This window comes from Brucella sp. (assembly GCF_032066345.1).
Lineage (GTDB): Bacteria > Pseudomonadota > Alphaproteobacteria > Rhizobiales > Rhizobiaceae > Brucella > Brucella pseudogrignonensis.
The window spans coordinates 12,564-38,227 of record NZ_DAMBKZ010000014.1 but is presented as its reverse complement, the minus strand read 5'-3'; the positions used below and the strand labels follow the sequence as shown (position 1 = coordinate 38,227).

The window sequence follows — 25,664 nt, the reverse complement described above, 5'->3', positions numbered from 1 at the left end:
GCGGCACGCCAGAAATCTGCATCCTCATAGTGGGTAGGATCTGTGACGCCCGCCAGATGGAAAGCCTCGCGACGTTCGACACAGGTGCCGCAACGCCCGCAATGATGTTCGCCGCCCTTGTAGCAGGACCATGTTGCTTCAAACGGTGCCTTGTATTTTACACCATCCGAAACGATGTCGCTTTTTGACTTGTGCACATAGGGCGCAAGCACCTGAATATCGGCATATCCTTCCAGCGCATGGTTCTGCATGGTCTGGAAAGCGTCGATAAAGCCGGGACGACAATCGGGGTAGATGAAGTGGTCGCCACCGTGAACGGCAAGCGCCACGGCATCGGCCTTCTGGGCTGCTGCGACGCCAAAGGCGATGGCCAGCATGATGGCGTTACGGTTGGGAACGACGGTGATTTTCATCGTTTCCTCGGCATAGTGACCATCGGGAACATCGACATCATCTGTCAGAGCCGAGCCGGTCAGACTGGCGCCAATCGGGCGGATATCGATGATCTGATGTGGAACATTGAGCCGCTTTGCACAGGCTTCCGCGAAGCTCAATTCCTTTTTGTGCCTTTGGCCATAATCAAAAGAGATCAGGCCAGTGAGCTGTTGTTCCGCCGCGATTTTATGCGCGAGCGAAACGGAGTCCAATCCACCGGAGCAGATGACAAGCGTCTTCATAGTTTGAGTCCTTGTTTTGACCGGGTAGGCTGCGACCGGATGTTTACGCGGCTCTCCTACCGCATGAGACCGGGCTTGTAAACGCCACGAAAATGCGAGGAGCCATGCATGAAGGAAAGGCATCAAAGAGCATTACGTGGATGAGATAGGGCTTGATGTGTGTTAGTGCGAAATTGGAATGACTATCTGTCAGAATATATTCATTTAAATCGATATTGCCGGCCATCCGCGATTGACGCGCACGTCAACCGTCTTTAGGTTTCGTGCCGGTTCCTGATGTTGCGGGGAAGTGCCGGTTTTAACGGCGTTTCTGTCAGCAACGTTTTCATGTCGGATTCTGACATGCGGGCAAAGATTCACGGCGGCATAGTCGTGTCGCAAAAGTCATTGAAGAGGTAATCGCGGATGAAAGTCCTTGTCGCAGTAAAGCGGGTTGTAGATTACAACGTAAAGATCCGTGTTAAGGGAGATGGTTCGGGCGTTGAGCTTGCGAACGTCAAGATGTCGATGAACCCTTTTGACGAGATCGCGGTTGAAGAAGCGATCCGTTTGAAGGAAGCAGGCAAGGTCACGGAAATCGTCGTGGTTTCGGTCGGTCCGGCACAGGCGCAGGAAACATTGCGCACCGCACTTGCCATGGGTGCTGACCGTGCAATTCTGGTGAAGACTGACGAAACCGTCGAGCCACTTGGTGTTGCGAAGGTTCTGAAGGGCGTGGTTGATGCTGAACAGCCAGACCTCGTTTTCCTCGGCAAGCAGGCGATTGACGACGACAGCAACCAGACCGGCCAGATGCTTTCGGCACTGCTCAACTGGAGCCAGGCAACTTTTGCCTCGAAGGTGGAGCTTGCTGACGGCTCTGCCAAGGTGACGCGCGAAGTCGATGGCGGTCTTCAGACCATTGATGTGAAGCTTCCAGCCATTGTCACGGTTGATCTTCGCTTGAACCAGCCGCGCTATGCTTCGCTGCCAAACATCATGAAGGCCAAGAAGAAGCCGCTTGATGAGAAGTCGCCTGCCGATTTCGGCGCTGACATTGCGCCGCGTCTCAAGGTTCTGAAAACTGAAGAACCGGGTGGCCGCAAGGCTGGCGTGAAGGTTGGTTCGGTTTCCGAGCTGGTTGAGAAGCTTAAAGCTGACGGCGTACTTTGAGGGAAACCCGTGAGGCCCGTCTGCAAATGGCGTGTTGCTGCGCTTCCGGTGCTCACGTACGAAAAGTACGCTCCGCTCCGGTTCTCGCACCCCACCATTTTCGCCAAGGCCTGACAGGTTTCGCAAACCGAGAGATTTAAGGGACAAACACATGGCTATTCTTCTTATTGCCGAACACGACAATGCAAGCCTTTCTGACCAGACTGCAAAGGCTCTGACTGCTGCTGCCCAGATCGGTGGCGATGTCGATATTCTGGTTGCTGGCAAGGGCGCGAAAGCAGCCGCCGATGCAGCCGCAAAGCTTTCTGGCGTTCGCAAGGTCCTGTTGGCTGAAAGCGATGCGCTGGAAAACCGTCTGGCCGAGCCACTGGCTGCAGCAATCGTTGAACTCGCAGGAAACTACGACACGATCATTGCACCAGCCACCACTTCGGCCAAGAACGTGCTGCCGCGCGTTGCAGCACTGCTTGATGTGATGCAGCTGTCGGAAATCATGGAAGTTGTGTCCGCTGACACCTTCAAGCGTCCGATCTATGCAGGCAATGCGATCCAGACCGTGCAGTCGACCGATTCCAAGAAGGTCATCACGGTTCGTACGGCTTCTTTCTCGGCGACGGGCGAGGGTGGTTCGGCTTCGGTTGAAAGCATCAATGCGGCTGCTGATCCGGCACTGTCGAGCTTTGTTGAAAACAAGCTTTCGGACTCCGATCGTCCGGAACTGACTTCTGCCAAGATCATCATCTCGGGCGGTCGTGCGCTTGGTTCGTCGGAGAAGTTTGAGGAAGTGATCCTTCCTGTTGCCGACAAGCTTGGTGCTGCCGTTGGCGCCAGCCGTGCGGCGGTTGATGCGGGCTACGCACCAAATGACTGGCAGGTTGGCCAGACCGGCAAGGTGGTTGCACCGGAACTTTACATCGCAGTTGGTATTTCCGGCGCGATCCAGCATCTGGCCGGAATGAAAGACAGCCGCGTGATTGTTGCGATCAACAAGGACGAAGAAGCACCGATCTTCCAGGTGGCTGATTATGGTCTCGTTGGTGATCTCTTCACGATCCTGCCAGAGCTGCAGAAAGCGCTCTGATAAATTGAAAAGGCGGCAGGGATAACCTGCCGCCTTTTTCACACCCGTCCTGCGTTGACTTTAGTTGGCGCTCGGGCGGGTTATTCATATGGTGGTCTTGCATTTTTCGGCTGTAACTGTCTTGTTAGGCAGGCTTTCGGAAAAGCGCGAAAGCGGCGGTAGACCTCGCCATCGGCGAGAGCATGAAGGAGTTGGAACTGTGGCAATCAAGACGGTAGGTATTGTTGGCGCGGGTCAGATGGGCAGCGGAATTGCTCATGTGTGCGCATTGGCAGGTTACGACGTGCTTCTGCACGACGCGGCTGCGGACCGGCTGGAAAAGGGCATTGCCACAATCAACGGCAATATGGCGCGACAGGTATCTTCCGGTAAGCTGGAAGAACAGCAGCGTGCCGATGCAATGAAGCTGATCCGTCCTGCTGTTTCGATGGAAGACCTTGCAGGCGTTGATCTGGCAATTGAAGCCGCTACCGAAGACGAAACCGTCAAGCGCAAGATTTTTGCCCAACTTTGCCCGGTGCTAAATCCTGAAGCCATTGTTGCGACCAATACGTCGTCGATCTCCATCACGCGTCTCGCTTCGACCACTGACCGTCCAGAGCGCTTCATCGGTATTCACTTCATGAATCCCGTGCCAATCATGAAACTGGTTGAGCTGGTGCGCGGTATCGCGACTGAGGAAGACACATTCCGCAAGTCGAAGGATTTTGTCACCGCACTTGGCAAGACTGTAACGGTTGCCGAAGATTTTCCGGCTTTCATCGTCAACCGCATTCTGCTGCCCATGATCAACGAAGCGATCTACACGCTCTATGAAGGCGTGGGCAGCGTTGAGGCCATCGACACCGCCATGAAGCTTGGTGCAAACCATCCGATGGGACCTTTGCAGCTCGCGGATTTCATTGGCCTTGATACGTGCCTCTCGATCATGCAGGTGCTGCATGACGGCCTGTCGGACTCGAAGTATCGCCCATGCCCGTTGCTGGTCAAATATGTCGAAGCTGGATGGCTTGGTCGTAAGACTGGCCGTGGTTTCTATGATTATCGTGGTGAAAACCCGGTTCCAACGCGTTAAGCGAACCTTTGATTTTTGCAAAGCCGGTGTTCAACACCGGCTTTTTTGTTTTAGGCAAGGGCCTGGTGGAGATCACGGGCGCTAGCCATTTAAACGGGCCGCAAGCAGCATAGTGGCCAATTCTCCACGGCTGTGGAAAACTTGTTTATCCTTACCGTTAACTTAACCTTAACCAAGGCGATTCAGAAGTTGTTCATCTTTAATTGTTAAAGTTTTCATTAAGATGTTCGGAAACATTAATTGTTTCACCAACCCTAACAAGTTGCGACGGGCATCATCTTCGAAAAGCAATTTGGTGGAAAGGTGAAGACGATGAACATTATAGTTCAGCTGCGTGACAGCGTTAATGTTATTCGTGAATTCGTCGCACCAAGCTACAGGCCCGAGCGCCATTACATGCGCGGACCGGGCCCGGCTTGCGCGGCACGCACGGCTAGCTGATTTTCGGGCAAATCCCGAAAGAATAGATATAAAAAAGCCAGAGCGGGCGACCGCTCTGGCTTTTGTTTTTCCGAACCTTAGCTCTCGCTTATTCCAGACCTTCAAACAGCGCCGTCGAAAGATAGCGTTCTGCAAATGATGGAATGATGATGACAATGTTCTTGCCCTTGTTTTCAGGGCGCTTGCCGACTTCGATAGCTGCAGTGAGCGCTGCACCTGAAGAAATGCCGACAGGGATGCCTTCAATGCGCGCAATCAGGCGGGAATTGGCAAAGGAATCCTCGTTGGAAACGGTCACGACTTCATCATAAACGCTGGTGTCGAGCGTCTTTGGTGCAAAGCCCGCGCCGATGCCCTGGATCTTATGTGGGCCAGGTGTACCGCCGGAGAGAATTGGCGAATCCTTGGGCTCGACAGCAATCACCTTGAAGGATGGCTTACGTGCCTTGATGACCTGACCAACGCCGGTAATGGTGCCGCCGGTGCCAATGCCGGAAATCAGGATGTCTGCTTCGCCATTGGTATCGTTCCAGATTTCCTCAGCCGTGGTAAGGCGGTGAATTTCAGGGTTAGCCGGATTTTCAAACTGCTGTGGAATGATGGCATTCGGGTTGCCTTCGGCGATTTCTTCTGCCTTGGCAATGGCGCCTTTCATACCTTTTGCGCCTTCCGTCAGAACCAGTTCTGCACCGAGCAGCTTGAGCAGCTTGCGGCGTTCAACAGACATGGTTTCAGGCATGGTCAGAACGAGGCGATAACCCTTGGCGGCTGCCGCAAAAGCCAGTGCGATGCCGGTATTGCCGGAAGTAGGTTCCACAAATACGGTCTTGCCCGGAACAGCTTTGCCCTGTGCTTCAAGCGCTTCGATCAGCGCAAGACCGATACGGTCCTTGACGCTCGCCAATGGATTGAAGAATTCGAGCTTGACCAGAAGGTTGGCTTCAACGCCATTTTCCTTGGCAAACTTGTCGATGCGCACGAGCGGTGTATTGCCGATCGTATCGAGAATGGAATTATAGATGCGACCGCGTCCTGCGGTCTCGCCGTCTTTTCCGCCAAGGGGCTTGCTCATGGAATAATCTCCTTCTGTTTGAAGTGAAGTTTATGAGGAAATGGCGCAAAAGCATAGCTGGGTCCATGCTTCGGATTGCATAAATTTGGAATTATATTCTTTAAAGCCAATATCCTTAGAAGATAATTCCAAGCAATTGGGTACTGATAAAGCGCACGATCATTTGTTTGAAAATCGCCCGATCCTTGAGCGAAAACAGATCACTCACCCTTCCGATAAGCTTTTCATGTCTATAAGCTTTTGCTGTCTGATTGATCCGCATCAATGCTCTTGTCAAAAGGAGCGCGCATGGTTGGATCGTGATCGCAAACTGGAGGCTTGGGCCGTGTATAAGACTATTCTGATTGCAACCGATGGATCTGAACTTGCCGACAAGGGCGTCGAACAGGGTGTGGCTCTGGCCAAGCAGTTTGGCTCGAAGGTGCTGCTGGTTTCTGTGACCGAGCTTCTGCCATCCTATGGCATCGTCGTTGCTGCGGAATGGGCATCCAGCCCTGCCGCCTTCCAGGAATATCGCGAGGCAATCACCAAAGCGGCAGCCGATTTGCTCGCCAAAGCAAAAGCCAAGGCGGAAGCTGCTGGCGTTGATGTTGAAACTCTGCACATTGAGAACCAGTCACCAGCACAGGGCATTATTGAAGCCGCCAAGCAGACAGGCAGTGATCTGATCGTGATCGCATCGCATGGCCGTCGCGGCGTCAACAAGCTGCTGCTCGGCAGTCAGGCTGCTGAAGTGCTTTCATTGAGCTCTGTGCCTGTGCTCGTGGTTAAGTAAGCCACGTAATCTGCGATATGCAGAACACGCGATAGTGTTCGCTCTCAATCGCTTAAGCGTCTAACAACGCAAGAAGATTGCCGCGCATCTCTGTTAGACTTCTTTAGCCCTTATAGGGCTGGAGGAGTTTTTCAGGAGATTATTATGACCGCGCCGCGTCCATCCAAGACCAGCATTGGTAATCATCTGCTTCATCCCGAAACGCAGATGCTTAATTACGGTTACGATCCCGAACTATCCGAGGGAGCCGTCAAGCCGCCTGTATTTCTGACATCGACCTTTGTTTTTAAAAGCGCCGAAGATGGGCGCGATTTCTTTGATTTTGTATCTGGACGCAAGGAGCCGCCAGCGGGTGTCGGGGCCGGTCTCGTTTATTCGCGTTTCAATCATCCTAACAGCGAGATCGTGGAAGATCGTCTGGCCGTTTATGAAGGCACGGAAAGCTGCGCGCTGTTTTCCTCCGGAATGTCGGCGATTGCTACGACGCTCTTTGCATTTGCGCGACCGGGCGACGTGATCCTGCATTCTCAGCCGCTTTATGGCGGCACAGAAACGCTGCTAGCCAAGACATTTCATAATTTCAATGTGGAAGCTGTGGCATTTGCCGATGGCGTGCATGAGGCTTCCATTGAGAAAGCTGCAGATGAAGCACTACAGAAGGGACGCGTCTCAGTCGTTCTGATTGAAACACCGGCCAATCCGACCAATAGCCTTGTTGATATTGCCGCGATCCGGCGTGTCGCAGACAAGATTGCAGAAAAGCAGAACGGGCATCGTCCTGTTATCGTTTGCGATAATACTCTGCTTGGCCCGGTTTTCCAGAAGCCACTCGATCATGGCGCAGATCTGTCGCTTTACTCGCTGACGAAATATGTGGGAGGCCATTCCGATCTGATTGCCGGTGCGGTCCTTGGCGCAAAGGCGGTCGTTAAACAGGTAAAGGCGCTGCGCGGTGCCATTGGCACACAGCTGGACCCGCATTCCTGCTGGATGCTTGGCCGTTCGCTGGAAACGCTTGGCATTCGCATGGATCGCGCTGACAAGAACGCCTTGGCGATAGCCGAATTCCTGCGTGACCATCCCAAGGTCGGGAAGCTGCATTATCTGCCTTTTGAAGATGCAGCATCCGATGTTGGTCAATTGTTCAAACGCCAATGCAGAGGAGCAGGGTCAACCTTTTCATTTGATATCAAAGGTGGTCAGGCAGCGGCGTTCCGCTTTCTCAATGCATTGCAGATTTTGAAACTGGCGGTCAGCCTTGGTGGAACGGAATCGCTTGCAAGCCATCCGGCAGCGATGACACATTCAGGCGTTCCGATTGAGGTGCGTGAACGCATCGGCGTGCTGGAATCAACTATTCGCCTGTCGATTGGTATCGAGCATCCCGATGATCTGATTGCTGATCTGACTCAGGCACTGGAAGCTGCGTGAATAGAGGCTGGTGAGATGATGGTGCGGGTGGTCGGAATCGAACCGACACTCCTTTCGGAACCGGATTTTGAGTCCGGCGCGTCTACCAGTTCCACCACACCCGCACATGACTGCCGAAGCAGTTTGATATGGTCCAAAAACGGACAGCGGGGAGGGATATACCGGCTAAACGAAACGAGGTCAATTACCCTCAAGCCGCTTGACTGATTATACTTACAGCCAAGCGCAAATATAAACAGGACAGGCGACCGAGCTTGCATCAAGCGGCTATCAGGTGCCTGTTCTTACAGCGGTTCCAGTTAAGACTGAATCGTTGGAACCGCTGTAACGGTTTGGTTTTACGCATTATCCGACGCAAAACCTCTACGCACTCTTCGAAATGCGCTCTAATACCAGGGCAGCTCAAGATGCTGACGCATCACGCCTCGAAAAAGCTCAATCGTCACTCGGGCTTAACCAAACTCCATGAGTCATACTCATGGAGTTTCGGTATAATCTCAGCGGCGAAGATTATACTCGACGATATTCCAGCAGACGAGAAAGGCAATGAAGCCCAAGACGATGAGATCAATTGTCTTCAGATAAGAGAGATATTCCAACATAGCGCATCTCCTTCCCAAGGGAGGCGCTTTGGAATTTTGAAGCGGCGAATGAGGGTCGTGCTAATTCATATACTTGATGGCTTTGGAGTAAAAACCTCAAAGCGACCAACTCAAACCCTCATTATTCGCCTGTCATGCTTGATTTCAGGCGCTCTCCCACAAGCAAGGATAGCACAGTGCGCTTTTTTCTCAAGTATTTGTTCTATTTTTCTTTTTGCTGAAGCCGGCTTTATTTCCGTTCCGTAAAATTTCGGATGCGATTTCGGATGATACGGGTCAGATTGCGTGTACGCTGATAAAGATGGATTTGCGATGCCGCCTGACGAACCTGCTTGTCTACTCCCGGTGTCAAACCAATTACCAGAGTTTCGATGGTTTCTCGCTCCTGAAACAAGCGTGACATGACAGGATGATCCGGCACGGCGCATGAATCAGTCCGCGTGATATTGGTGTCTTCCAGATGGTTTTTCACCACCTCGATCATCAGCAACATGCCGGGCGAGTAGGCTTGCAGGGTTTCGTCATAGGCGGTTTTCCATGTCCATGCTTCGCCAGAAACCGTGAAGACAATCAGGATCGCGATCACGCGGCCATCGAGTTCAAGTGTGTGGATGCGTACACAATCGCGCTCTGCAAGATTGTTAACTGCTTCGCGTGCAAAGGCTGCACGGAAACGGTCGACTGCCATGGCTGTACCGCGGCGTCCTTTCCATCCGCTCGCTTCAAGCGTCAGGAAATGCTCGAATGCAAAACGCACTTCGTCGGGTGTGCGCGCAATGCGATGTGCGAGTTCACCTTGTTCGGCGAGACGGCGCCATAGGCGGCTATATTCGCGGCGATGGTGCGGACCAATCGCTTGTTTGACATAGGTTTCCCCATCAAGCTCGCTCTGAAGAAATGGACGCGATTTTTGCTCTATGGAAACGATTGGTAGCTGACGACCAACTGCCACGGATCGAATGAGCTTTGCGACGGCACCGTCGGCGCGCATTTCAGGAAGAACAAGCACGTCCGGCATTTTAATATGATCACGCGCCAGAATATCGAAAAGATCTTCGACAACGCCGACAGGATCGTCGTGATCGATTAGCGGTGTGCCCTGTGGGCCGAACGGTGTTGCCCATGCGCGAATAACAGGAGATGAGAGTGGCAGTCCGGGGCGTTCAATCGTGTAAGGCATGACGAAACGCAGCCGGCTACGGATTTCGTTTTCGTCGCGCATGACCATGAATCGCACTTCACGATCTTCCAGACGCGGCATCGCTGGTGCGAGGAAGCGCGCATTGAAAAAGATGTTGGGTTCGATTGTCCGGCTGCTTAAGTGATCGAGTTCGTCGCGCAGCTCAAAACCGGCCGATGCACCATAGATCGCAAGCTTGCGCGGAATATCGCGACTGCTGTGCAGGCTTTCCTCCAGACGTTTGGTGGCATCCATTGCAGCGACGCTGTCGGAAAGTTGTGAGATGATGCGAGCCGTATGTCCGCCTGCGGATTCCTCAAGCAAAGGTTTTGCGGCCATTAGAAAATCTCCTCCGAGCTATTGCTGCGGGCGTCAGAAGCGCGATTTCGGGGAATGAGAATAAACATAGTGATATGCATCGTTTTATGCACGGCGGTTGAGAGCAGAATGGCTTCAAGAAGCATCGAGAAAGCGGTCGAGAAAGCCGCGCCCATCAGACCGAAACGCGGGATGAGAACCAGATTGAGGCCAACGTTGACTGCAAGTGTAACCGCATAAAGCAGAGCGCAGATATTCTGTTTGCCTGACATGTTCAGCAGGCTTTCGGCAGGTCCAACACTTGCGCGCGCAATCACGCCGATGATGAGAATGAAAAGTAGCGGATAGCCTTCGGTGAAGGCACTGCCGAACAGCATGAGCAGCGGATAGCCTAGCGCCAGAATGAACAGGCCTAGAAACAGTGTCGGCCAGAATGTCCAGCGTGTTGAGGCTTCTGCAAAGCTTGCAAATTCAGCATGATCGCCACTGTGAAGAAGATCGGAATAGCGCTGCGCCACGCTAGCTTTGACTGCAAAATAGACGAAGTGTGCAAGCGCCATGATTTTGGTAGCAGCGAAATAGATCGCCACATGCTGGGGGTCCATAGCATGGCCGACCATCAGCACGTCGATATTGATGAGCAGGAAGAAAAAGCCTTCAACGAGGAAGATCGGTAAGGCGACCTTCATCCATTGGGCGAACAGTATTTCTCTTTTTCCTGATGGGATGTCTCTCTTCAAGGAGCGATCAAGCATCAGCCATTGCCCAACCGTAGTCGCCCATGTAGCGGCGATAGAAACTCCAAGAGCTGTGGTGGCTGTGGAAGGCAAGCTGGCTGCGTGAGCTGCGATCATGAAGATCAGTACAAGCAGAGGGCGGATGATATAGCTTGGTGTGAGCGCCATCATGATCCATGTGCGCGAACGAGCGATGCCATCAAGCATATTGCCAAGTGCGATCATTGGCAGGCAGATAAAGCCGAGAATGAACGGGATAAGATAATAGGTCTCGATCCGATCTTTCAGAAGCAATAGCAGTACCGCGCCAAACAAGGCGATTGCAGTCGCTGAGCCAAGAGCAAAAAGACGGCCAGCATACAGAATACCACGAAGTGGATTAAACAGATTGCGCTGAACATATTCAGGCACATAACGGATGATGGTGGTGTGCAAACCAAAGCAGGCGAGATCACCGATGATGATCATGGAAAGCCACACCAGAACGAAAATCCCGTATTGGAATTCACCCATCCAGCGCGCCAGAATAACCTGAGAAATAAGCGCAATCGCTGCACTTGCAACACGCACGGAAAAGGCAAGAAGCGAAGCGCGCTGCGCATCGGCCTGCGGACCAGAGCCAAGCAGAATAGCATCGACCCGCTCCGTTACGGGACGAAGCCTAGCTGCGATCCTGCCAGGTAGAACCCGGCTCGCTGCTTTTGCTGCCGAAAAGCGCACTCTTTGCCAACCCTGTTTATCGCGGCCCCTGTTAGGTATCCGCTATTTCTGCTGATCTTCTGAAGGACCATCGTGTATCTGCATTCCGCACTGTGCCGGACCGCAGTAGCCGAACATTAGATGGCAGTTCTTTAAAAAGGTAAAAAGAAACGGCCCCTCCTGTCAAAGCGAAGCCAAATTGAAAGAGATGGTAATTACTTTCTGAACGTATCAGTTTTCGCGCAACTACTGAAATAGTGTCGACAAACAGAAAGGGCCCCGGAAAGCTGTGCTGGATTTTATTCAAGTTAGGTTGCCAATTGTGGAGCGAAAAGAAAAAACCCGGCGATTGTGCGCCGGGTTTTTTGTTTGATAGCTTGCTTTGAGGCGCTTATTCAAACGCGCCGTGACAATGCTTGTATTTCTTTCCTGAGCCGCAAGGGCAGGCTTCGTTGCGGCTGACCTTGCCCCATGTGGTCGGGTCTGCCGGATCACGATCGCCAGCCGGGATGACGCGTTCATCCTGCTGATGTTCAGCCCATGCATTTTCATCAAAGTCGTTCTCGCCGGTGGTGCTGTCGATATGACGGCCGGTCATCGGCGGAAGTTCAGGCTCTGGCGGAGCTTCGCGAACGATTTCAACGCGCATCAGCTGCGTGATGACCACTTCGCGCAGATTGGCAAGCAGAGCCTGGAACAGCTCGAAGCCTTCAGTCTTGTACTCGTTCAGCGGATCGCGCTGAGCATAACCACGGAAACCAACGACCGAACGCAAGTGGTCGAGATTGACCAGATGCTCACGCCAGAGGTTATCAAGCGACTGCATGATCACCGATTTCTCGATGTAGGTCATGATCTGCGCACCGAAGCGCTCTGCCTTCTCGGCAGCGGCCTTGTCAGCTGCTTCCTTGATACGGGTTTCAAACTCTTCTTCGGCGATACCCTCTTCCTTGGCCCAGTCTTCCACCGGTAGGACGAGGTTAAGTTTGGTAAGAATATCGTCCTTAAGACCGGCAATATCCCACTTTTCTGCGTAAGCATCCTTGGGGATACGAAGAGCAACCATGTCCTCAATAACTTCGTGACGCATTTCATTCACGGTCTCGGTCAGGTCTTCTTCGTCCATGATTTCAAGGCGCTGCTCGAAGATCACCTTACGCTGATCGTTCATCACGTCGTCGTACTTGAGCAGGTTCTTACGGATTTCGAAGTTACGGGCCTCAACCTTGGTCTGCGCCTTTTCAAGCGCCTTATTGATCCACGGGTGAACGATGGCTTCGTCTTCCTTGAGGCCGAGCTTCTGCAGCATTCCGTCCATACGGTCGGAGCCGAAGATGCGCATCAGATCGTCCTGCAGCGACAGGAAGAACTTTGAGCGGCCCGGATCGCCCTGACGGCCCGAACGACCGCGCAGCTGGTTGTCGATACGACGGCTTTCGTGACGCTCGGTGGCAAGAACATAAAGACCGCCAGCAGCGAGAGCCTTTTCTTTCAGCTTCGCAATATCAGCCTTGATCTCGGCAATTTTTGCAGTGCGCTCTGCGCCTTCAGGCATATCCGAAAGCTCTTCGTGAATGCGCATTTCAAGATTGCCGCCGAGCTGAATATCCGTACCGCGGCCTGCCATGTTGGTGGCGATGGTCACTGCACCCGGAACACCAGCCTGCGCGATAATAAAGGCTTCCTGCTCGTGATAACGGGCATTCAGAACCTGGAAGCCCTTGATGCCTTCTTTGCGCAGTCGCTCTGCCAGAAGTTCCGACTTTTCAATCGACGTTGTGCCGACGAGGACCGGCTGGCCCTTTGCGTGCGAAGCCTGAATGTCGCGAACGATAGCTTTGTATTTTTCTTCAACCGTACGATAAACTTCGTCGTCTTCATCGAGACGCTTGACCGGCAGGTTGGTCGGAATTTCCAGAACTTCCAGACCGTAGATGTTGCCGAATTCTTCCGCTTCCGTCGCAGCTGTACCGGTCATGCCGGAGAGCTTGGTGTACATACGGAAATAGTTCTGGAAGGTGATCGAAGCCAGCGTCTGGTTTTCAGGCTGGATTGTGACGTGTTCCTTGGCTTCCAGTGCCTGATGCAGACCTTCCGAGAAACGGCGGCCCGGCATCATACGGCCGGTGAATTCGTCGATGATGACGATTTCGTCATTGCGGACGATGTAGTCCTTGTCACGCTGGAACAGTTTGTGTGCACGCAACGCGTTGTTCAGGTGGTGAACGACAGCAACGTTTTCGATGTCGTAAAGGCTTTCACCCTTGAGGTGCCCTGCAGCTTCAAGAAGCTGTTCAACCTTTTCGGTGCCGACTTCTGTAAAGATCGCGGTCTTCTGCTTTTCATCGATTTCAAAATCTTCCGGCTCAAGAGCAGGAATGAAAGTGTCGATGAGGTTGTAGAAATCCGAGCGGTCTTCAAGCGGACCGGAAATGATCAGCGGCGTACGCGCTTCGTCGATGAGGATCGAATCCACTTCGTCGACGATGGCGTAGTTGTGACCGCGCTGGACCATCTGGCCACGTTCGTACTTCATGTTATCGCGTAGATAATCGAAGCCGAGCTCGTTGTTGGTGCCGTAGGTGATGTCGCAGCCGTAAGCAGCCTGACGCTCATTGTCGTCGAGACCATGCTTGATAACGCCCACGGTCAGACCCAGGAAGTTATAAAGCTTGCCCATGGTTTCGGCATCGCGGGTAGCGAGGTAATCGTTGACCGTCACCACATGCACGCCCTTGCCTTCAAGAGCGTTGAGGTAAACAGGCAGCGTCGCCATCAGCGTCTTGCCTTCACCGGTACGCATTTCGGCGATGCCGCGTTCATGCAGCACCATGCCGCCGATCAGCTGCACGTCGAATGGGCGCATACCGAGAACGCGCTTGGCGGCTTCGCGAGCCGTCGCAAAAGCGTCGGGAAGCAATGCATCCAGTTTCTTGCCCTGAGCGAGTTCAGCGCGGAATTCCGCAGTCTTCGCCTGAAGCTGTTCATCGGTGAGTGCTTCGTAATTCTTCTCAAGCGCAGTAATCTGTTCTGCACGAACCCGCAGTGATTTCACTTGGCGGTCGTTTGATGAACCGAATATCTTGCGGGCGAGGCCGCCAAAGCTGACCATTCCTGGTCCTTTCCTGTCCGTTCGGCCGGAAGCGCTTCCGGCAATGTCGAATGCTTTATTCACGCGTATTGAAACAAATGCAAGAAAACTACGTTGTAAAAGCTGCCAAATACGGCGCATTTTTCACGCAATTCCCCCGTGGCTTACTGGACGCCAAGCCGAAGGACAGATAAGAGGGGCTTGAAGCGATGTCAATGTTGCTCGACAGGCCGGAAAACCTGTCTTTTCTCGCGGATAATAGTGTTTTCGGGCCAAATTCCGCCGCATTCATGGGGCCGGTAGACGGTCTCGAAGGAGAGAATCTCATATGAAAGCCATTCTCAAAGCCCCTTATCGCAAGGCTCTTGCTGTCCTCGCAACTTCGGTTGCGCTTGCTGGTTTCAGCAGTTCGGCTGTCTTTGCGCAGGATGCAGCTAAACCCGCTGAAGCAGCAACTTCTGCCGCAGCGTCCGAAGATCCGGCAAAGGTTCTTGCCACCGTCAATGGCAAGGATATCACCGTCGGTGAAGTCGATCAGGCCGCTGGCGACCTCGATCCGCAGTTCGCGCGCCTTCCTGCCGAGCAGCGCCGTCTGGCAGCTCTCGCAGCACTCATCGACATCAAGGCGATGGCTGGCGAAGCAACGAAAGAAAAGCTTGATCAGAGCGACGATTTCAAGAAGCGCATGGAATTCCTGCGTGAACGCGCACTGCACAACGAATATTTCAAGGATACGGTTGTCGACAAGATTTCGGACGCCGACGTTCGCGCCCGCTATGACAAGGAAATCGCAGCGATCCCTCCACAGAATGAAGTGCTCGCACGTCACATTCTCGTGAAGACGAAGGAAGAAGCTGAAGCCATCATCAAGAAGCTTGAAGGCGGCGCGAAGTTTGAAGATCTCGCCAAGGAAAGCTCGACCGATGGCACCGCTGCCAATGGCGGTGATCTTGGCTACTTCTCCGAAGGCCAGATGGTCCCTGAATTTGAAAAGGCTGCCTTTGCATTGAAGCCAGGTGAATACACCAAGGAACCGGTGCAGTCGCAGTTTGGCTTCCACGTCATTCAGCTTGAAGATCGTCGCACCAAGCAGCCACCGGCATTCGATCAGGTTTCCGAGCAGATCCGTTCGATCATCATGCGTGAGCGTTATGTCGAAATGGTCAAGAAGCTGCGTGATGGCATGAAGATCGAATACAAGGATCCTGCTGTCGATAAAGCCATGAAGGAAGCCGCAGCGGCACAGGAACAGGGTGACGACGGCGATGCGCCGGATGCAGCCCAGCCGCAGCAGTAAGCTTTGAGTTCATGAAAACGCCCCGGATTTCCGGGGCGTTTTTTATTTGGATATCGGGCGGTTTGCAGCAAGATGGAATTATGAAACCGCTCGATCTTTTTATTTAGTCGCATTGTCCTTCGCAAAACCGCTTCGCACTTTTGCTGGAAATGCTTTAGTTATCGCTTGATTTTGTGCTGCAAACCTTTCCAATGCAGCAGAATCAAATCGCATCTCTTGAGGCAATCATGTCTGCGTCCGTATCACCGCTTGCTCCAAAACATTATCCATCAATGCCGGTCATTCACGGCGTCCGCATCGCAACAGCTGCAGCCGGTATCAAATATAAGGGCCGCACGGATGTCATGCTGATGGTGTTTGACAAGCCTGCCGAAGCAGCAGGTGTTTTCACTCGCTCACTATGCCCTTCCGCACCTGTGGATTTCTGCCGTCAGAACCTCGTACACGGCAAGGCACGCGCCGTTGTAGTGAATTCGGGCAATGCCAATGCCTTCACCGGCCTGAAAGGTCGTGAGGCAACGGAAGCAACTGCTCGAGCCGCAGCCAAGGCTGTCGGATGCAACACTACGGATGTGTTTCTTGCGTCCACCGGCGTTATCGGCGAGCCGCTTGATGCGTCCAAGTTTTCCGGTCTTCTGGACGACATGGCAAAATCTGCCAGCGACAATTTCTGGACTGAAGCTGCCAAAGCAATCATGACGACCGATACCTATCCGAAAGTTGCGACCGAAACGGTTCTGCTCGGACAGGTTCCGGTAACGATCAATGGCATCTCTAAGGGTGCAGGCATGATCGCGCCTGACATGGCGACGATGCTTTCATTCGTTGTTACGGATGCGCCGATCAAGGCGGACGTGCTGCAGAGCCTGCTTTCCAAGGGCGTCGGTTCGACGTTCAATGCAGTGACGGTTGATAGCGATACATCCACCTCTGATACGCTTATGCTGTTTGCAACAGGATCGGCGGCAGAACGCGGCGCTCCTGAAATTACGGACGCTTCCGACAAGCGTTTGGGTGATTTCAAAAAGGCTCTGGCTCGCGTGTTGAAGTCGCTGGCACTTCAGGTCGTGCGCGATGGCGAAGGTGCCCGCAAAATGGTCGAAGTCGAAGTGACCGGCGCGAAGTCGGCTGCTTCTGCCAAAAAGATTGCACTTTCAATTGCCAATTCGCCATTGGTAAAAACCGCTGTTGCCGGTGAAGATGCCAACTGGGGCCGTGTCGTCATGGCTGTCGGCAAGGCTGGTGAACCGGCTGATCGCGATCTGCTGGCTATCTGGTTTGGCGATATTCGCGTGGCGCATCAGGGCGAGCGTGACCCGGCTTATTCCGAAGAAGCGACCTCTGCTTATATGCAGGGCGAGGACATTCTCATTCGCGTTGATCTGGGGATCGGAAAGGGCAAGGCAACTGTCTGGACCTGCGATCTGACCAAGGAATATGTGGCGATTAACGGCGACTACAGAAGCTAATGTTTCGGAGTAAAGTGGCCTGCAAATAGCGTTCTTCTTCGCTTCCGGTGCGCATGTAGCTTTAATTACACTCCGCTCCGATTCTCGAAGATCAACATTTTCGGCACACTGGAACTCCGAAACGGAGGAGAGAATTTGAACATGTCAAATCTTGCTATCGTTCGCCAGTTGGAGGCCGTTGGTTTCCGTGCCTGGCCCGCGACGTCTGTTCACTATGATGGAACATGGGCGATACGCATGACGGCAGCACATCCTTCGAAGCGGCTCAATTCGGTCAATCCGCTTGATCCGGGCGATACGCGCGATATCCCGGCGCGTATCGAACAGGCAGCGCAGCGGTTTCGCGTTTATGGCCGGGTTCCTTGTTTCAGGCTTTCGCCGCTGGCTCCTGTCGAGCTTGAAAATTATCTCGAAGGTCTCGGCTGGCAGCGCAAGGATGAAACCATTGTCATGACCGCCAATCTTGGCGAGCTTGATCTTACAGCTGAGCGCGATGAAACGCCCTTGAAAGACATTGGTCGTTTTGTCGATGCTTCGATCGCTATTCATGGTCGCCCGACAGAACTTCGTCCAGGTTTCTCGGAATTGCTGGATGGCATTCGTCCTAACAAGGGGATGTTTGTTCTGGAAGAAGCAGGTCGCGCAGTCTCCAATGTGCTTTGCGTGCAGGATGGTGCGATGGCAGGCCTGTTTGACGTTGGAACCTTGCCTGAAGCGCGCCGTAAGGGACATGGCCGTGTATTGATTGGTGCGACGCTGAAATGGGCCAAGTCGCTTGGCGCAAAAACTGCCTGGCTGCAGATAGAAGCGGATAATGTTGCGGGACTGGCACTCTATGAGCGCTTTGGCTTTCAGGAAGCCTATCGTTACGCCTATCGGGAGAGCAATGAGAAATGAGCGAGATTAAATCCCGCCGTATAATACTGGTTGCAGCCTGTGCGCTGGTTGATGCTGATGGTCGCGTGCTTCTTGCACGGCGTCCGGAGGGCAAATCACTTGCAGGTCTATGGGAGTTTCCGGGCGGCAAGGTAGAAGTTGGTGAAACGCCTGAAGAAACGCTGATCCGTGAGCTTCAGGAAGAAATCGGCGTGACGACAAAGGTTGCCTGTCTCGCCCCGCTCACTTTTGCCAGCCACACCTATGATGACTTTCATCTTTTGATGCCGCTCTATGTCTGTCGCCGCTTTGAAGGCGTGGCGCAGGGGCTGGAAGGACAGGCACTGAAATGGGTGCGCCCAAAGGATATGCGCGACTATCCGATGCCGCCAGCCGATGAGCCGTTGATCCCGTTTCTGATTGATTTGTTGTGAGCTGTGGAAAGACTCAAAATAGCTGACAATTCCTTACGATTTACAACGCGCGTTAATCGATGATTCACTCCGCTGCGGCATTCTCCGAATTAAGTGCCTCGGAGTTAAGCCCATGAGTTTCGATAATAATTATTTTAGTGCAGATCATAATGAATATACGCCGGGCCCACTCTCGAAAGCCGGTCGCGGCATCTTGCGCGTTGTGCTTCTTTTCGGCTCGGCAGCTGTTGCTCTTGCACTGATTATTGTGCCGGTCTTAAACGATCAGGCGAATAGGGTTGCGGCCCAATCGGTGTTGCCAGAGGGCATTGATCGGACCATGACAGGGTCAATCAAGCGTGACCCTGTTGTGATACGCAAAGCGCCGGTTCGCCCGATCTGTGTTATTGATGCAGATGGCAGTCATACGGGCGATTGCTGATAAGTTTTGAGTTTCGTATTCCCGAACACAAAACTGCATCACACTTTTGCTGGAACCACTCTATTCGACGTTCTTAAGTGCGTCAGCCAGTGAGGCCTTGGCAGAGCCAGGCTTCAGTGGCTTTTGTTGTGATTCATGCGGTGCCCAGCCCGACAGCCAGATTGTCGAGAAAGTTGCGCGGATGCGGCCATCCGGATCGCTGAACCGTTCGGCATAGATTTCGGCTGCACGTAAGAAAAGCTTCTTTGAAACCGGCTTGCGTGAACGATCACGCAACACATTCTGCATACCCATGGCGCGCAGATCGGCCATCAAATTGAAAATGCTATCATAACGCACCGTAACGTTATCAACGTCCGTCACCGGAAGTGCAAAACCTGCTCTTTGCAGAAGACCGCCGACATCGCGAACATCCGCGAAAGGGAAAATGCGCGGCGAAGCACCACCCGTCAGCTCGATTTCAGCCTGTAAAAGACTTTCGCGCAGCTCGCCCAAAGTCCCGTTGCCGCTGAGCGCCGCGAGAAACAGCCCGTCAGGCTTCAGCGCACGGGCAATCTGTATCATTGCGCCCGGGGTATCATTGGTCGAATGCAGTGACAGCAGCGAAACGATGAGATCGGTGCTCTGAGGTTTGAGCGGCAAGGCTTCTTCATCGGCGACAATTGCTGGGAAGGGGCCGTCGAGAAAAGCTGCATCGCGTTCGATGCGCAAAACAATGTCCGCTTTGCCTGACCGTGTAATGGCAGCTGCTGCAAGACCATTATGGCCTGCAAGGTCAATCGCCACGGAGAAGTGACGCTCGACAGCATCAAGCCTGTCTTCCAGATCGTCCGCTACTCTGCGCAGCAAAAAGTCCGCACCGGACACCGCACGTCTGAAGGCACGGCGGCGGAACGCCAGCTGGAGGTCGCGATCAAAAATCGCATTTTCAGACGATTGGGCAGCCATTGCGATTCCGTCTTCTCTTTCGGATATGCGTCAGTAATATAGATAGGAGCGTAGATGCATTCGAACGGGGGCGAATGCAATGGTTGATGACGACAGGTCGCATCAAAGCTTGTTGTTCAGGCTTAAATCGGGGGTGCTTGGCGTTGTTCGCAGCGGCTTGCGCATGTCTGCCGATATTCTGTTTCCAGCGAGCTGTATCGGTTGCCGCATACATGTTTCCGAACCCGGGACGCTTTGTCCGCATTGCTGGTCGCAGCTGCGCTTTATCGAAAAGCCTTATTGTCCGGTGCTTGGCATTCCGTTCAATCATGATTTTGGCGAGAATTTCATGAGCGCTGAAGCAATCGCCGATCCACCGCCATTTCGCCGCCTGCGCTCAGCTGTGTTGCATAGGGGCGCTGCACAGCGCATGGCTGTAGCACTCAAGTTTCATGATCGAACCGATCTTGCGCCGTGGATGGCGCGCTGGATGCAACGCGCCGGACGCGAGTTGCTGGATGAGTGCGATGTTATTTTGCCCGTACCCTTGCACAAATGGCGCTTTTGGTCGCGTCGGTTTAATCAGTCGGCAGAGCTGGCGCGTGCATTGGCGCAGCTCAGCGGAAAGCCTTTTGCACCACAGGCGGTTAAGCGTATTCGGCGTACCAATCAGCAGATCGGGCTAGGTTTGAAAGAGCGCAAGCGGAATGTCGATGGCGCCTTCCGGGTGCCAAAGGAGCATGACATTCATGTGCGCGGGCGGCGCGTGTTGCTGATCGATGATGTTTATACGACGGGATCAACGGTGAAGGCTGCCACACGAGCGCTGCTGCGCGGTGGTGCAAAAAGCGTGGATGTGCTGACATTCAGCCGGGTTCTGCCGGATTAGTGAACACATGAGGGGCTTCCAGATCGTTGTTTTGCCACTTATATAGAGGCCAACGAATGGAGTTTTATATGACTGACGTCACCATCTATACTCGCCCTGGCTGCCCTTACTGCACGCGCGCAGTTGGCCTTTTGAAGAATAAGGGCGTTGAGTTCAACGAAATCAATGCAGGCGCTACACCTGAACTGCGTGCAGAAATGCAGGCGCGTTCAGGCCGCAATACCTTCCCGCAGATTTTTGTCGGTTCTGTGCATGTTGGCGGTTGCGACGATCTCTTTGCTCTCGACAATGCTGGCAAGCTTGATGGCCTGCTTGCGACCGGCGAACTGAACTAACATCATGATGGGGGAGACACCTATGAGCACTTTTCGCGCCGCTGCCGTTCAGATGCGTTCGGGCACCGATGTGGCCCGCAATGTTGAAGCGATGGAAAAACTGGTTTCCGATGCTGTGGCAAAGGGTGCTCAATATGTGCAAACCCCTGAAATGACCGGAGCGCTGATGCGCGATCGTGCAGCGCTTTTTGCAAGTCTGCGCGATGAAAATGAAGACCTTGTTTTCAAGGCAGCATCGGCACTTGCAAAGAAGCACGGCATATTCCTGCATATTGGGTCAACGGCTATTGCAGCCGGTGACGGTAAGATTGCCAATCGTGGCGGTATCTTTGCGCCTTCTGGTGAGAAGATTGCGACCTATGACAAGGTTCATATGTTTGATGTCGATCTTGACAACGGCGAAAGCTGGCGCGAATCGGCAACCTATGAGCCGGGCAAGGAAACGGTGATTGCCGAATTGCCTTTTGCCAAAGTTGGCATGGCGGTCTGCTACGATATTCGTTTCCCGCAACTGTTTCGCGCACAGGCGCTGGCGGGCGCCAATGTGATTACCGGACCAGCTGCTTTCACACGCCAGACGGGTGAAGCGCATTGGCATGTTTTGCAGCGTGCGCGTGCGATTGAAAATGGTGCATTCCTGATTTCTGCAGCTCAGGGCGGTGTGCATGAAGATGGTCGCGAGACTTATGGTCATTCGCTGATCGTTTCGCCATGGGGCAAGGTTCTGGCGGAAGCGGCGCATGATGAGCCGGGTGTAATCGTTGCGGATATTGACGTCAGCGAAAGCACTGCTGCGCGTGCGAAAGTGCCGAACCTCAAGAATGCGCGTGAGTTTTCGGTGAAGGTCACCCAAGAGAAACAGGACGCATAATCTATGATCCGCTTTTCGCTTCATTGCGATCACGGCCATGAATTTGAAGGCTGGTTTCGCGACAATGCCGATTTTGATCGGCAGTCGGAGCGGAAACTCGTCTCTTGCCCTGTCTGCAACTCGCCGGAAATCCAGAAGTCGCTGATGGCACCTGCCGTCTCCACCAGTCGCTCGAAAGAGCAGGTGGCGATTGCCATGGATCAGGCGCAGAAGCAGGTGTTGGAGCAAATGCGCGAACTCAGCCGCAAGGTCCGCGAAAACGCGGATTATGTTGGCGATCAGTTTGCCGAAGAAGCGCGCAAGATCCACTTTGGTGAGACTGAAGCGCGGGGCATTTACGGCAAAGCGTCCAAGGAAGATGTTCACTCACTCATCGAAGACGGCGTTGATGTGATGCCTTTGCCTGTTTTCCCGGAAGACAAGAACTGACATTTAACGATTTTTGATTGCGTAAGGGGACAAGGCGCATGAAACTGATGGATTCCGCGCCTTTCCTGCTAATAGCGACGGGCATACTGCTGGGGCTTATTCTGCCGCTGGGGAAGATCGCTGCCGAAGCAGGTGTTCCGCCGGCAATGTGGACATTCCTGTTTTCAGCCAGTGCGGGGATTATTCTGCTTCTGGTTTTGCTTGTGAGCAAAAAGCGGGTTGGATTTTCTGGTGGCAGGCTGCGTTATTATATTTGCACTGCCGCGATTTCCTATGCGCTACCCAATCTCCTGATCCTGTCTGCGATCCCGCGGCTCGGTGCGGGTTTCACTGGTATCATGTACACCCTGTCGCCTGTCATGACGCTGCTCATTTCGATGGGGTTTGGTCTTCGTCGACCGAATGGTCTGGGTATCGCGGGCATTATCGTGGGCTTCATCGGCGCAATTATGGTTGCAATGACGCGTGGCGAGGTTGGCAAGCCAGCCGATCCTCTATGGATCGGGCTTGCACTTCTCATTCCGGTTTTTCTTGCGATGGGGAATGTCTATCGCACTCTCGACTGGCCGAAGAATGCTGATCCGACCGAGCTTGCGGCGGGAAGTCACTTGGCTGCAGCCGTGATGCTGTTGATCGGGATTTTTGTATTTAATGGCAACTTCCCGATTGAGACACTGGCGCTCGCGCCGATAACGGCAGTTGCTCAGGCCATTGCGTCAGCTGGCATGTTTGCCTTGTTTTTCCGTCTGCAGGCCGTTGGTGGTCCGGTCTATCTCAGCCAGATCGGTTATGTGGCAGCAGCGCTGGGGCTGATTTCCGGCACGTTATTCTTGGGTGAAAACTATCCACCGCTCACATGGATCGGCGCTGTCGTCATCGCCATCGGTGTGGCGCTGACGACAAAAGCCCAAAAACGTTGATTAGCTAATTATTGAGGACGTTCTGCGAGAACCATGTAGTTCACATCGGTATCGCGTGAACGGCTCCAGCTATCAGCGAGCGGATTGTAGGTTACGCCCAATTTGTCGATGAGATTGAGACCGGCTTTGGAAAGTGCTGCTTCGAGCTCTTCCGGGCGTACCAGCTTTTCATATTGATGTGTGCCGCGCGGCAGCCAGCGCAGCACATATTCCGCTCCGATGATCGCGAGGCCATAAGCTTTGAGCGTGCGGTTGATGGTGGCGACAAACATCAGGCCACCCGGCTTCACCATTTCGCTGGTCGCGGACATGAACAGATCGACGTCAGAGACGTGCTCAACCACTTCCATGTTGAGCACGACATCGAATTTCTCGCCAGCTTCGGCCAGAGCTTCAGCAGTGGTCGCGCGATAATCGACTTCGACACCGCTTTGGGCTGCATGGATTTTTGCGACTTCGATATTGGTTTCGGATGCATCTGCGCCGATCACCGTCGCACCCAGACGCGACATCGGCTCGCACAACAGGCCGCCGCCGCAACCGATATCGAGAAAGCGCAGACCTTCAAACGGGCGCGGGCTGTTCGGGTCGCGGTTGAGTTTTTCGCAGACCTTTTCCTTGATATAGGCAAGGCGCGTCGGATTGAATTTATGGAGCGGACGGAACTTGCCCTGCGGGTCCCACCATTGCGCAGCGATGCGCGAAAAATGCTCGATTTCGGAAGCATCGATCGTGGTGCGGGCAGTCTCGGTCATATCATTCTCCTGCGGAAGCGCGTGCAATCCTGCTCTCAAGGTAGCGCTCTAAAGTCAAGGATCAAATCAAATTCCAGAATCCGAAGCGTTGATTATTGTTTCACGGGAATCACACCCTTGCGGAAGCGCGACATTTTAGCTATGTGACCCCGGGTTTGTCTGTCGCAAGAAAATAATGTTTCGGCAGGCGTTAGTGTAATTTTTCAAAAGACGGGACGTATCCTTAAATGGCGCGCATCGTGATGAAATTCGGCGGCACTTCTGTGGCCGATCTGGAACGCATCTCTAATGTGGCGCGCCACGTCAAACGTGAAGTCGATGCGGGCAATCAGGTTGCCGTTGTCGTCTCCGCAATGTCGGGCAAGACGAACGAACTGGTCAACTGGGTGCAGAACATGCCCAAGGTTGCCGGTGGCACGTCACCTTTTTACGATGCACGCGAATATGACGCGATTGTTGCTTCTGGCGAGCAGGTAACGAGCGGCCTTCTGGCCATCGCGCTGCAGTCCATTGGCGTTGACGCGCGTTCGTGGCAGGGCTGGCAGATACCGATCAAGACCGACAATGCGCATGGCGCAGCGCGCATTCAGGAAATCGACGGATCAGAAATCATCCGCCGCATGGAAATGGGGCAGGTTGCCGTTGTTGCTGGTTTCCAGGGCATCGGTCCTGATAATCGCATCGCAACGCTTGGCCGTGGTGGTTCGGATACATCGGCTGTTGCCATTGCAGCAGGCGTTAAGGCTGACCGTTGCGACATCTATACCGATGTCGATGGTGTTTACACGACTGATCCACGTATTGAACCCAAGGCAAAGCGCCTTTCCCGCATTACATTTGAAGAAATGCTGGAAATGGCTTCGCTTGGTGCCAAGGTTCTGCAGGTGCGCTCGGTCGAGCTTGCCATGGTACACAAAGTTCGCACCTTCGTGCGCTCAAGTTTTACGGACCCCAATGCACCGGGCATGGATGATCCGATCAATCCGCCCGGAACACTCATTTGCGACGAGGATGAAATCGTGGAACAGCAGGTCGTCACTGGTATCGCTTATGCGAAGGATGAAGCTCAGATTTCGCTCCGACGCGTGGCCGACCGGCCAGGTATCTCGGCAGCAATTTTCGGCCCTCTGGCCGAAGAGCACATCAATGTCGATATGATCGTCCAGAATGTGTCGGAAGACGGCTCGAAAACCGACATGACCTTCACGATCCCGACCGGCGATATCGACAAGGCACTGCGTGTTCTCGATAAAGTGAAGGGTGAAATCGGCTCGGACAATATCCAGTCTGAAACGGGTCTTGCCAAGATTTCCGTGATCGGTATCGGCATGCGCAGCCATGCTGGTGTTGCCGCCACCGCCTTCAAGGCATTAGCTGAAAAAGGCATCAACATTCGCGCGATCACCACGTCGGAAATCAAGATTTCCATCCTGATTGACGGGCCTTATGCGGAACTCGCTGTCCGCACGCTGCACGGCGTTTACGGTCTCGATAAGTAATCGGTCGATAGACAGATTATTAGCCGGCTCTGTCCGGTCCATTTTGGAACAATGCCGCCCGCTAGAAATAGTGGGCGGCATTTGCTTATTATATAAGTTGTCAGATTTTCTGACGATTAGACTAGACGCGCGTGTCAAAAATGCTCAAAAAGGATTTGGCGTAACGCTTCGCAGGCGGGTAAAGGGAATCGGCTTTGCGACAAGGCTGAGC

The 25,664-nt window shown here is 53.5% G+C and carries 24 protein-coding genes and 1 tRNA gene; 17 read left to right on the top strand and 8 right to left on the bottom strand.

All coding sequences use genetic code 11. The annotated features are described in order from the left end of the window. Positions 1–677, bottom strand: a 677-nt coding sequence (gene queC, locus RT142_RS16860) for a 7-cyano-7-deazaguanine synthase QueC (RefSeq protein ID WP_313030111.1), incomplete at its 3' end; no start/stop codon positions are given. Between the two features lie 405 nt (positions 678–1,082). On the opposite strand from queC, the gene RT142_RS16855 reads away from it, so the two are divergent. The 4 genes from RT142_RS16855 (at position 1,083) to RT142_RS16840 (ending at position 4,426) form a co-directional block, all read left to right on the top strand. Further along, a complete protein-coding gene (locus tag RT142_RS16855) occupies positions 1,083–1,829 on the top strand; it encodes an electron transfer flavoprotein subunit beta/FixA family protein (protein WP_113499443.1) in 747 nt (248 codons plus the stop codon). 151 nt (positions 1,830–1,980) lie between these two features. Then, positions 1,981–2,910: an electron transfer flavoprotein subunit alpha/FixB family protein gene (locus tag RT142_RS16850; protein ID WP_207441513.1), complete on the top strand. Its 930-nt coding sequence runs from the start codon at positions 1,981–1,983 to the stop codon at positions 2,908–2,910. Between the two features lie 199 nt (positions 2,911–3,109). Then, a complete protein-coding gene (locus tag RT142_RS16845; RefSeq protein WP_007872032.1) occupies positions 3,110–3,985 on the top strand; it encodes a 3-hydroxybutyryl-CoA dehydrogenase in 876 nt (291 codons plus the stop codon). A gap of 312 nt (positions 3,986–4,297) precedes the next feature. Next, a complete protein-coding gene (locus RT142_RS16840) occupies positions 4,298–4,426 on the top strand; it encodes a hypothetical protein (protein ID WP_256443819.1) in 129 nt (42 codons plus the stop codon). Positions 4,427–4,514: 88 nt separating this feature from the next. Here RT142_RS16840 and cysK read toward each other — a convergent pair whose 3' ends face one another. Beyond that, positions 4,515–5,498 (bottom strand): cysteine synthase A, encoded by a 984-nt coding sequence (cysK, locus tag RT142_RS16835; RefSeq protein WP_007872027.1) that lies wholly within the window; start codon positions 5,496–5,498, stop codon positions 4,515–4,517. Between the two features lie 325 nt (positions 5,499–5,823). On the opposite strand from cysK, the gene RT142_RS16830 reads away from it, so the two are divergent. Both RT142_RS16830 and RT142_RS16825 read left to right on the top strand, forming a co-directional pair. Next, positions 5,824–6,273, top strand: coding sequence for a universal stress protein (locus RT142_RS16830; protein WP_079212618.1), 450 nt, complete (start codon positions 5,824–5,826; stop codon positions 6,271–6,273). Between the two features lie 144 nt (positions 6,274–6,417). Continuing rightward, the gene (locus tag RT142_RS16825; RefSeq protein ID WP_112804452.1) at positions 6,418–7,704 is read left to right on the top strand and encodes a cystathionine gamma-synthase family protein; all 1,287 of its coding nucleotides are present in this window, start codon (positions 6,418–6,420) and stop codon (positions 7,702–7,704) included. Between the two features lie 19 nt (positions 7,705–7,723). Here the strand turns inward: RT142_RS16825 and RT142_RS16820 are convergent. The 4 genes from RT142_RS16820 to secA all read right to left on the bottom strand — a co-directional run bounded on the left by RT142_RS16820 (position 7,724) and on the right by secA (position 14,352). After that, positions 7,724–7,808 (bottom strand) — tRNA-Leu (locus RT142_RS16820). 727 nt (positions 7,809–8,535) lie between these two features. Continuing rightward, on the bottom strand, positions 8,536–9,825 hold the full coding sequence (bspF, locus tag RT142_RS16815; protein WP_112804453.1) for a type IV secretion system effector crotonyl transferase BspF: 1,290 nt from the start codon (positions 9,823–9,825) through the stop codon (positions 8,536–8,538). Beyond that, complete coding sequence (locus tag RT142_RS16810; protein WP_112804454.1) at positions 9,825–11,261, bottom strand: lipopolysaccharide biosynthesis protein; 1,437 nt, start codon at positions 11,259–11,261, stop codon at positions 9,825–9,827. The genes bspF and RT142_RS16810 overlap by 1 nt, the downstream gene beginning before the upstream one ends. A 370-nt stretch (positions 11,262–11,631) precedes the next feature. Further along, entirely contained in the window at positions 11,632–14,352 is a 2,721-nt protein-coding gene (gene secA / locus RT142_RS16805) for a preprotein translocase subunit SecA (protein WP_112804455.1), read from the bottom strand. A gap of 307 nt (positions 14,353–14,659) precedes the next feature. On the opposite strand from secA, the gene RT142_RS16800 reads away from it, so the two are divergent. The 5 genes from RT142_RS16800 to RT142_RS16780 all read left to right on the top strand — a co-directional run bounded on the left by RT142_RS16800 (position 14,660) and on the right by RT142_RS16780 (position 18,828). Then, positions 14,660–15,628, top strand: a complete 969-nt coding sequence (locus RT142_RS16800) for a peptidylprolyl isomerase (protein WP_313030100.1) — start codon at positions 14,660–14,662, stop codon at positions 15,626–15,628. 227 nt (positions 15,629–15,855) lie between these two features. Beyond that, a complete protein-coding gene (gene argJ / locus RT142_RS16795) occupies positions 15,856–17,097 on the top strand; it encodes a bifunctional glutamate N-acetyltransferase/amino-acid acetyltransferase ArgJ (RefSeq protein ID WP_007872012.1) in 1,242 nt (413 codons plus the stop codon). Between the two features lie 141 nt (positions 17,098–17,238). Continuing rightward, a complete protein-coding gene (locus tag RT142_RS16790; RefSeq protein ID WP_007872009.1) occupies positions 17,239–17,994 on the top strand; it encodes a GNAT family N-acetyltransferase in 756 nt (251 codons plus the stop codon). After that, positions 17,991–18,407, top strand: a complete 417-nt coding sequence (mutT, locus tag RT142_RS16785) for an 8-oxo-dGTP diphosphatase MutT (protein ID WP_313030097.1) — start codon at positions 17,991–17,993, stop codon at positions 18,405–18,407. Before RT142_RS16790 ends, mutT begins: the two co-directional genes overlap by 4 nt. 112 nt (positions 18,408–18,519) lie before the next feature. Continuing rightward, entirely contained in the window at positions 18,520–18,828 is a 309-nt protein-coding gene (locus RT142_RS16780) for a hypothetical protein (protein ID WP_313030095.1), read from the top strand. Between the two features lie 60 nt (positions 18,829–18,888). Here RT142_RS16780 and RT142_RS16775 read toward each other — a convergent pair whose 3' ends face one another. After that, complete coding sequence (locus RT142_RS16775; protein WP_313030092.1) at positions 18,889–19,776, bottom strand: methyltransferase domain-containing protein; 888 nt, start codon at positions 19,774–19,776, stop codon at positions 18,889–18,891. Between the two features lie 79 nt (positions 19,777–19,855). Between RT142_RS16775 and RT142_RS16770 the strand changes: the two genes are divergently transcribed. From RT142_RS16770 to RT142_RS16750, 5 genes are all read left to right on the top strand, one after another. Then, positions 19,856–20,644: a ComF family protein gene (locus RT142_RS16770; RefSeq protein WP_105518977.1), complete on the top strand. Its 789-nt coding sequence runs from the start codon at positions 19,856–19,858 to the stop codon at positions 20,642–20,644. A gap of 68 nt (positions 20,645–20,712) precedes the next feature. Continuing rightward, entirely contained in the window at positions 20,713–20,979 is a 267-nt protein-coding gene (grxC, locus tag RT142_RS16765; RefSeq protein ID WP_007871996.1) for a glutaredoxin 3, read from the top strand. A 22-nt stretch (positions 20,980–21,001) separates the two neighbouring features. After that, positions 21,002–21,850, top strand: coding sequence for a carbon-nitrogen hydrolase family protein (locus tag RT142_RS16760; protein WP_007871993.1), 849 nt, complete (start codon positions 21,002–21,004; stop codon positions 21,848–21,850). Between the two features lie 3 nt (positions 21,851–21,853). Then, the gene (locus RT142_RS16755; protein WP_079212360.1) at positions 21,854–22,279 is read left to right on the top strand and encodes a DUF1178 family protein; all 426 of its coding nucleotides are present in this window, start codon (positions 21,854–21,856) and stop codon (positions 22,277–22,279) included. A gap of 38 nt (positions 22,280–22,317) precedes the next feature. Next, the gene (locus tag RT142_RS16750; protein WP_112804459.1) at positions 22,318–23,199 is read left to right on the top strand and encodes a DMT family transporter; all 882 of its coding nucleotides are present in this window, start codon (positions 22,318–22,320) and stop codon (positions 23,197–23,199) included. Positions 23,200–23,207: 8 nt separating this feature from the next. Here RT142_RS16750 and ubiG read toward each other — a convergent pair whose 3' ends face one another. Beyond that, a complete protein-coding gene (gene ubiG, locus RT142_RS16745; protein ID WP_113488010.1) occupies positions 23,208–23,954 on the bottom strand; it encodes a bifunctional 2-polyprenyl-6-hydroxyphenol methylase/3-demethylubiquinol 3-O-methyltransferase UbiG in 747 nt (248 codons plus the stop codon). 227 nt (positions 23,955–24,181) lie between these two features. Here ubiG and RT142_RS16740 point away from each other — a divergent pair, with 227 nt between their 5' ends. Next, positions 24,182–25,453 carry an aspartate kinase gene (locus tag RT142_RS16740; protein WP_007871981.1) on the top strand — a complete coding sequence of 424 codons (1,272 nt, stop codon included), beginning with the start codon at positions 24,182–24,184 and terminating at the stop codon, positions 25,451–25,453. The last annotated feature ends 211 nt before the right edge of the window (positions 25,454–25,664 follow it).

Coding starts and splice junctions, on each gene's coding strand:
- mutT (WP_313030097.1), top strand. CDS start 17,991: ATGAGCGAGATTAAATCCCGCCGTATAATACTGGTTGCAGCCTGTGCG.
- RT142_RS16780 (WP_313030095.1), top strand. CDS start 18,520: ATGAGTTTCGATAATAATTATTTTAGTGCAGATCATAATGAATATACG.
- RT142_RS16750 (WP_112804459.1), top strand. CDS start 22,318: ATGAAACTGATGGATTCCGCGCCTTTCCTGCTAATAGCGACGGGCATA.
- argJ (WP_007872012.1), top strand. CDS start 15,856: ATGTCTGCGTCCGTATCACCGCTTGCTCCAAAACATTATCCATCAATG.
- RT142_RS16775 (WP_313030092.1), bottom strand. CDS start 19,776: ATGGCTGCCCAATCGTCTGAAAATGCGATTTTTGATCGCGACCTCCAG.
- RT142_RS16855 (WP_113499443.1), top strand. CDS start 1,083: ATGAAAGTCCTTGTCGCAGTAAAGCGGGTTGTAGATTACAACGTAAAG.
- RT142_RS16790 (WP_007872009.1), top strand. CDS start 17,239: ATGTCAAATCTTGCTATCGTTCGCCAGTTGGAGGCCGTTGGTTTCCGT.
- bspF (WP_112804453.1), bottom strand. CDS start 9,825: ATGGCCGCAAAACCTTTGCTTGAGGAATCCGCAGGCGGACATACGGCT.
- RT142_RS16800 (WP_313030100.1), top strand. CDS start 14,660: ATGAAAGCCATTCTCAAAGCCCCTTATCGCAAGGCTCTTGCTGTCCTC.
- RT142_RS16740 (WP_007871981.1), top strand. CDS start 24,182: ATGGCGCGCATCGTGATGAAATTCGGCGGCACTTCTGTGGCCGATCTG.
- RT142_RS16825 (WP_112804452.1), top strand. CDS start 6,418: ATGACCGCGCCGCGTCCATCCAAGACCAGCATTGGTAATCATCTGCTT.
- RT142_RS16760 (WP_007871993.1), top strand. CDS start 21,002: ATGAGCACTTTTCGCGCCGCTGCCGTTCAGATGCGTTCGGGCACCGAT.
- RT142_RS16770 (WP_105518977.1), top strand. CDS start 19,856: ATGGTTGATGACGACAGGTCGCATCAAAGCTTGTTGTTCAGGCTTAAA.
- RT142_RS16755 (WP_079212360.1), top strand. CDS start 21,854: ATGATCCGCTTTTCGCTTCATTGCGATCACGGCCATGAATTTGAAGGC.
- ubiG (WP_113488010.1), bottom strand. CDS start 23,954: ATGACCGAGACTGCCCGCACCACGATCGATGCTTCCGAAATCGAGCAT.
- grxC (WP_007871996.1), top strand. CDS start 20,713: ATGACTGACGTCACCATCTATACTCGCCCTGGCTGCCCTTACTGCACG.
- cysK (WP_007872027.1), bottom strand. CDS start 5,498: ATGAGCAAGCCCCTTGGCGGAAAAGACGGCGAGACCGCAGGACGCGGT.
- RT142_RS16850 (WP_207441513.1), top strand. CDS start 1,981: ATGGCTATTCTTCTTATTGCCGAACACGACAATGCAAGCCTTTCTGAC.
- RT142_RS16840 (WP_256443819.1), top strand. CDS start 4,298: ATGAACATTATAGTTCAGCTGCGTGACAGCGTTAATGTTATTCGTGAA.
- secA (WP_112804455.1), bottom strand. CDS start 14,352: ATGGTCAGCTTTGGCGGCCTCGCCCGCAAGATATTCGGTTCATCAAAC.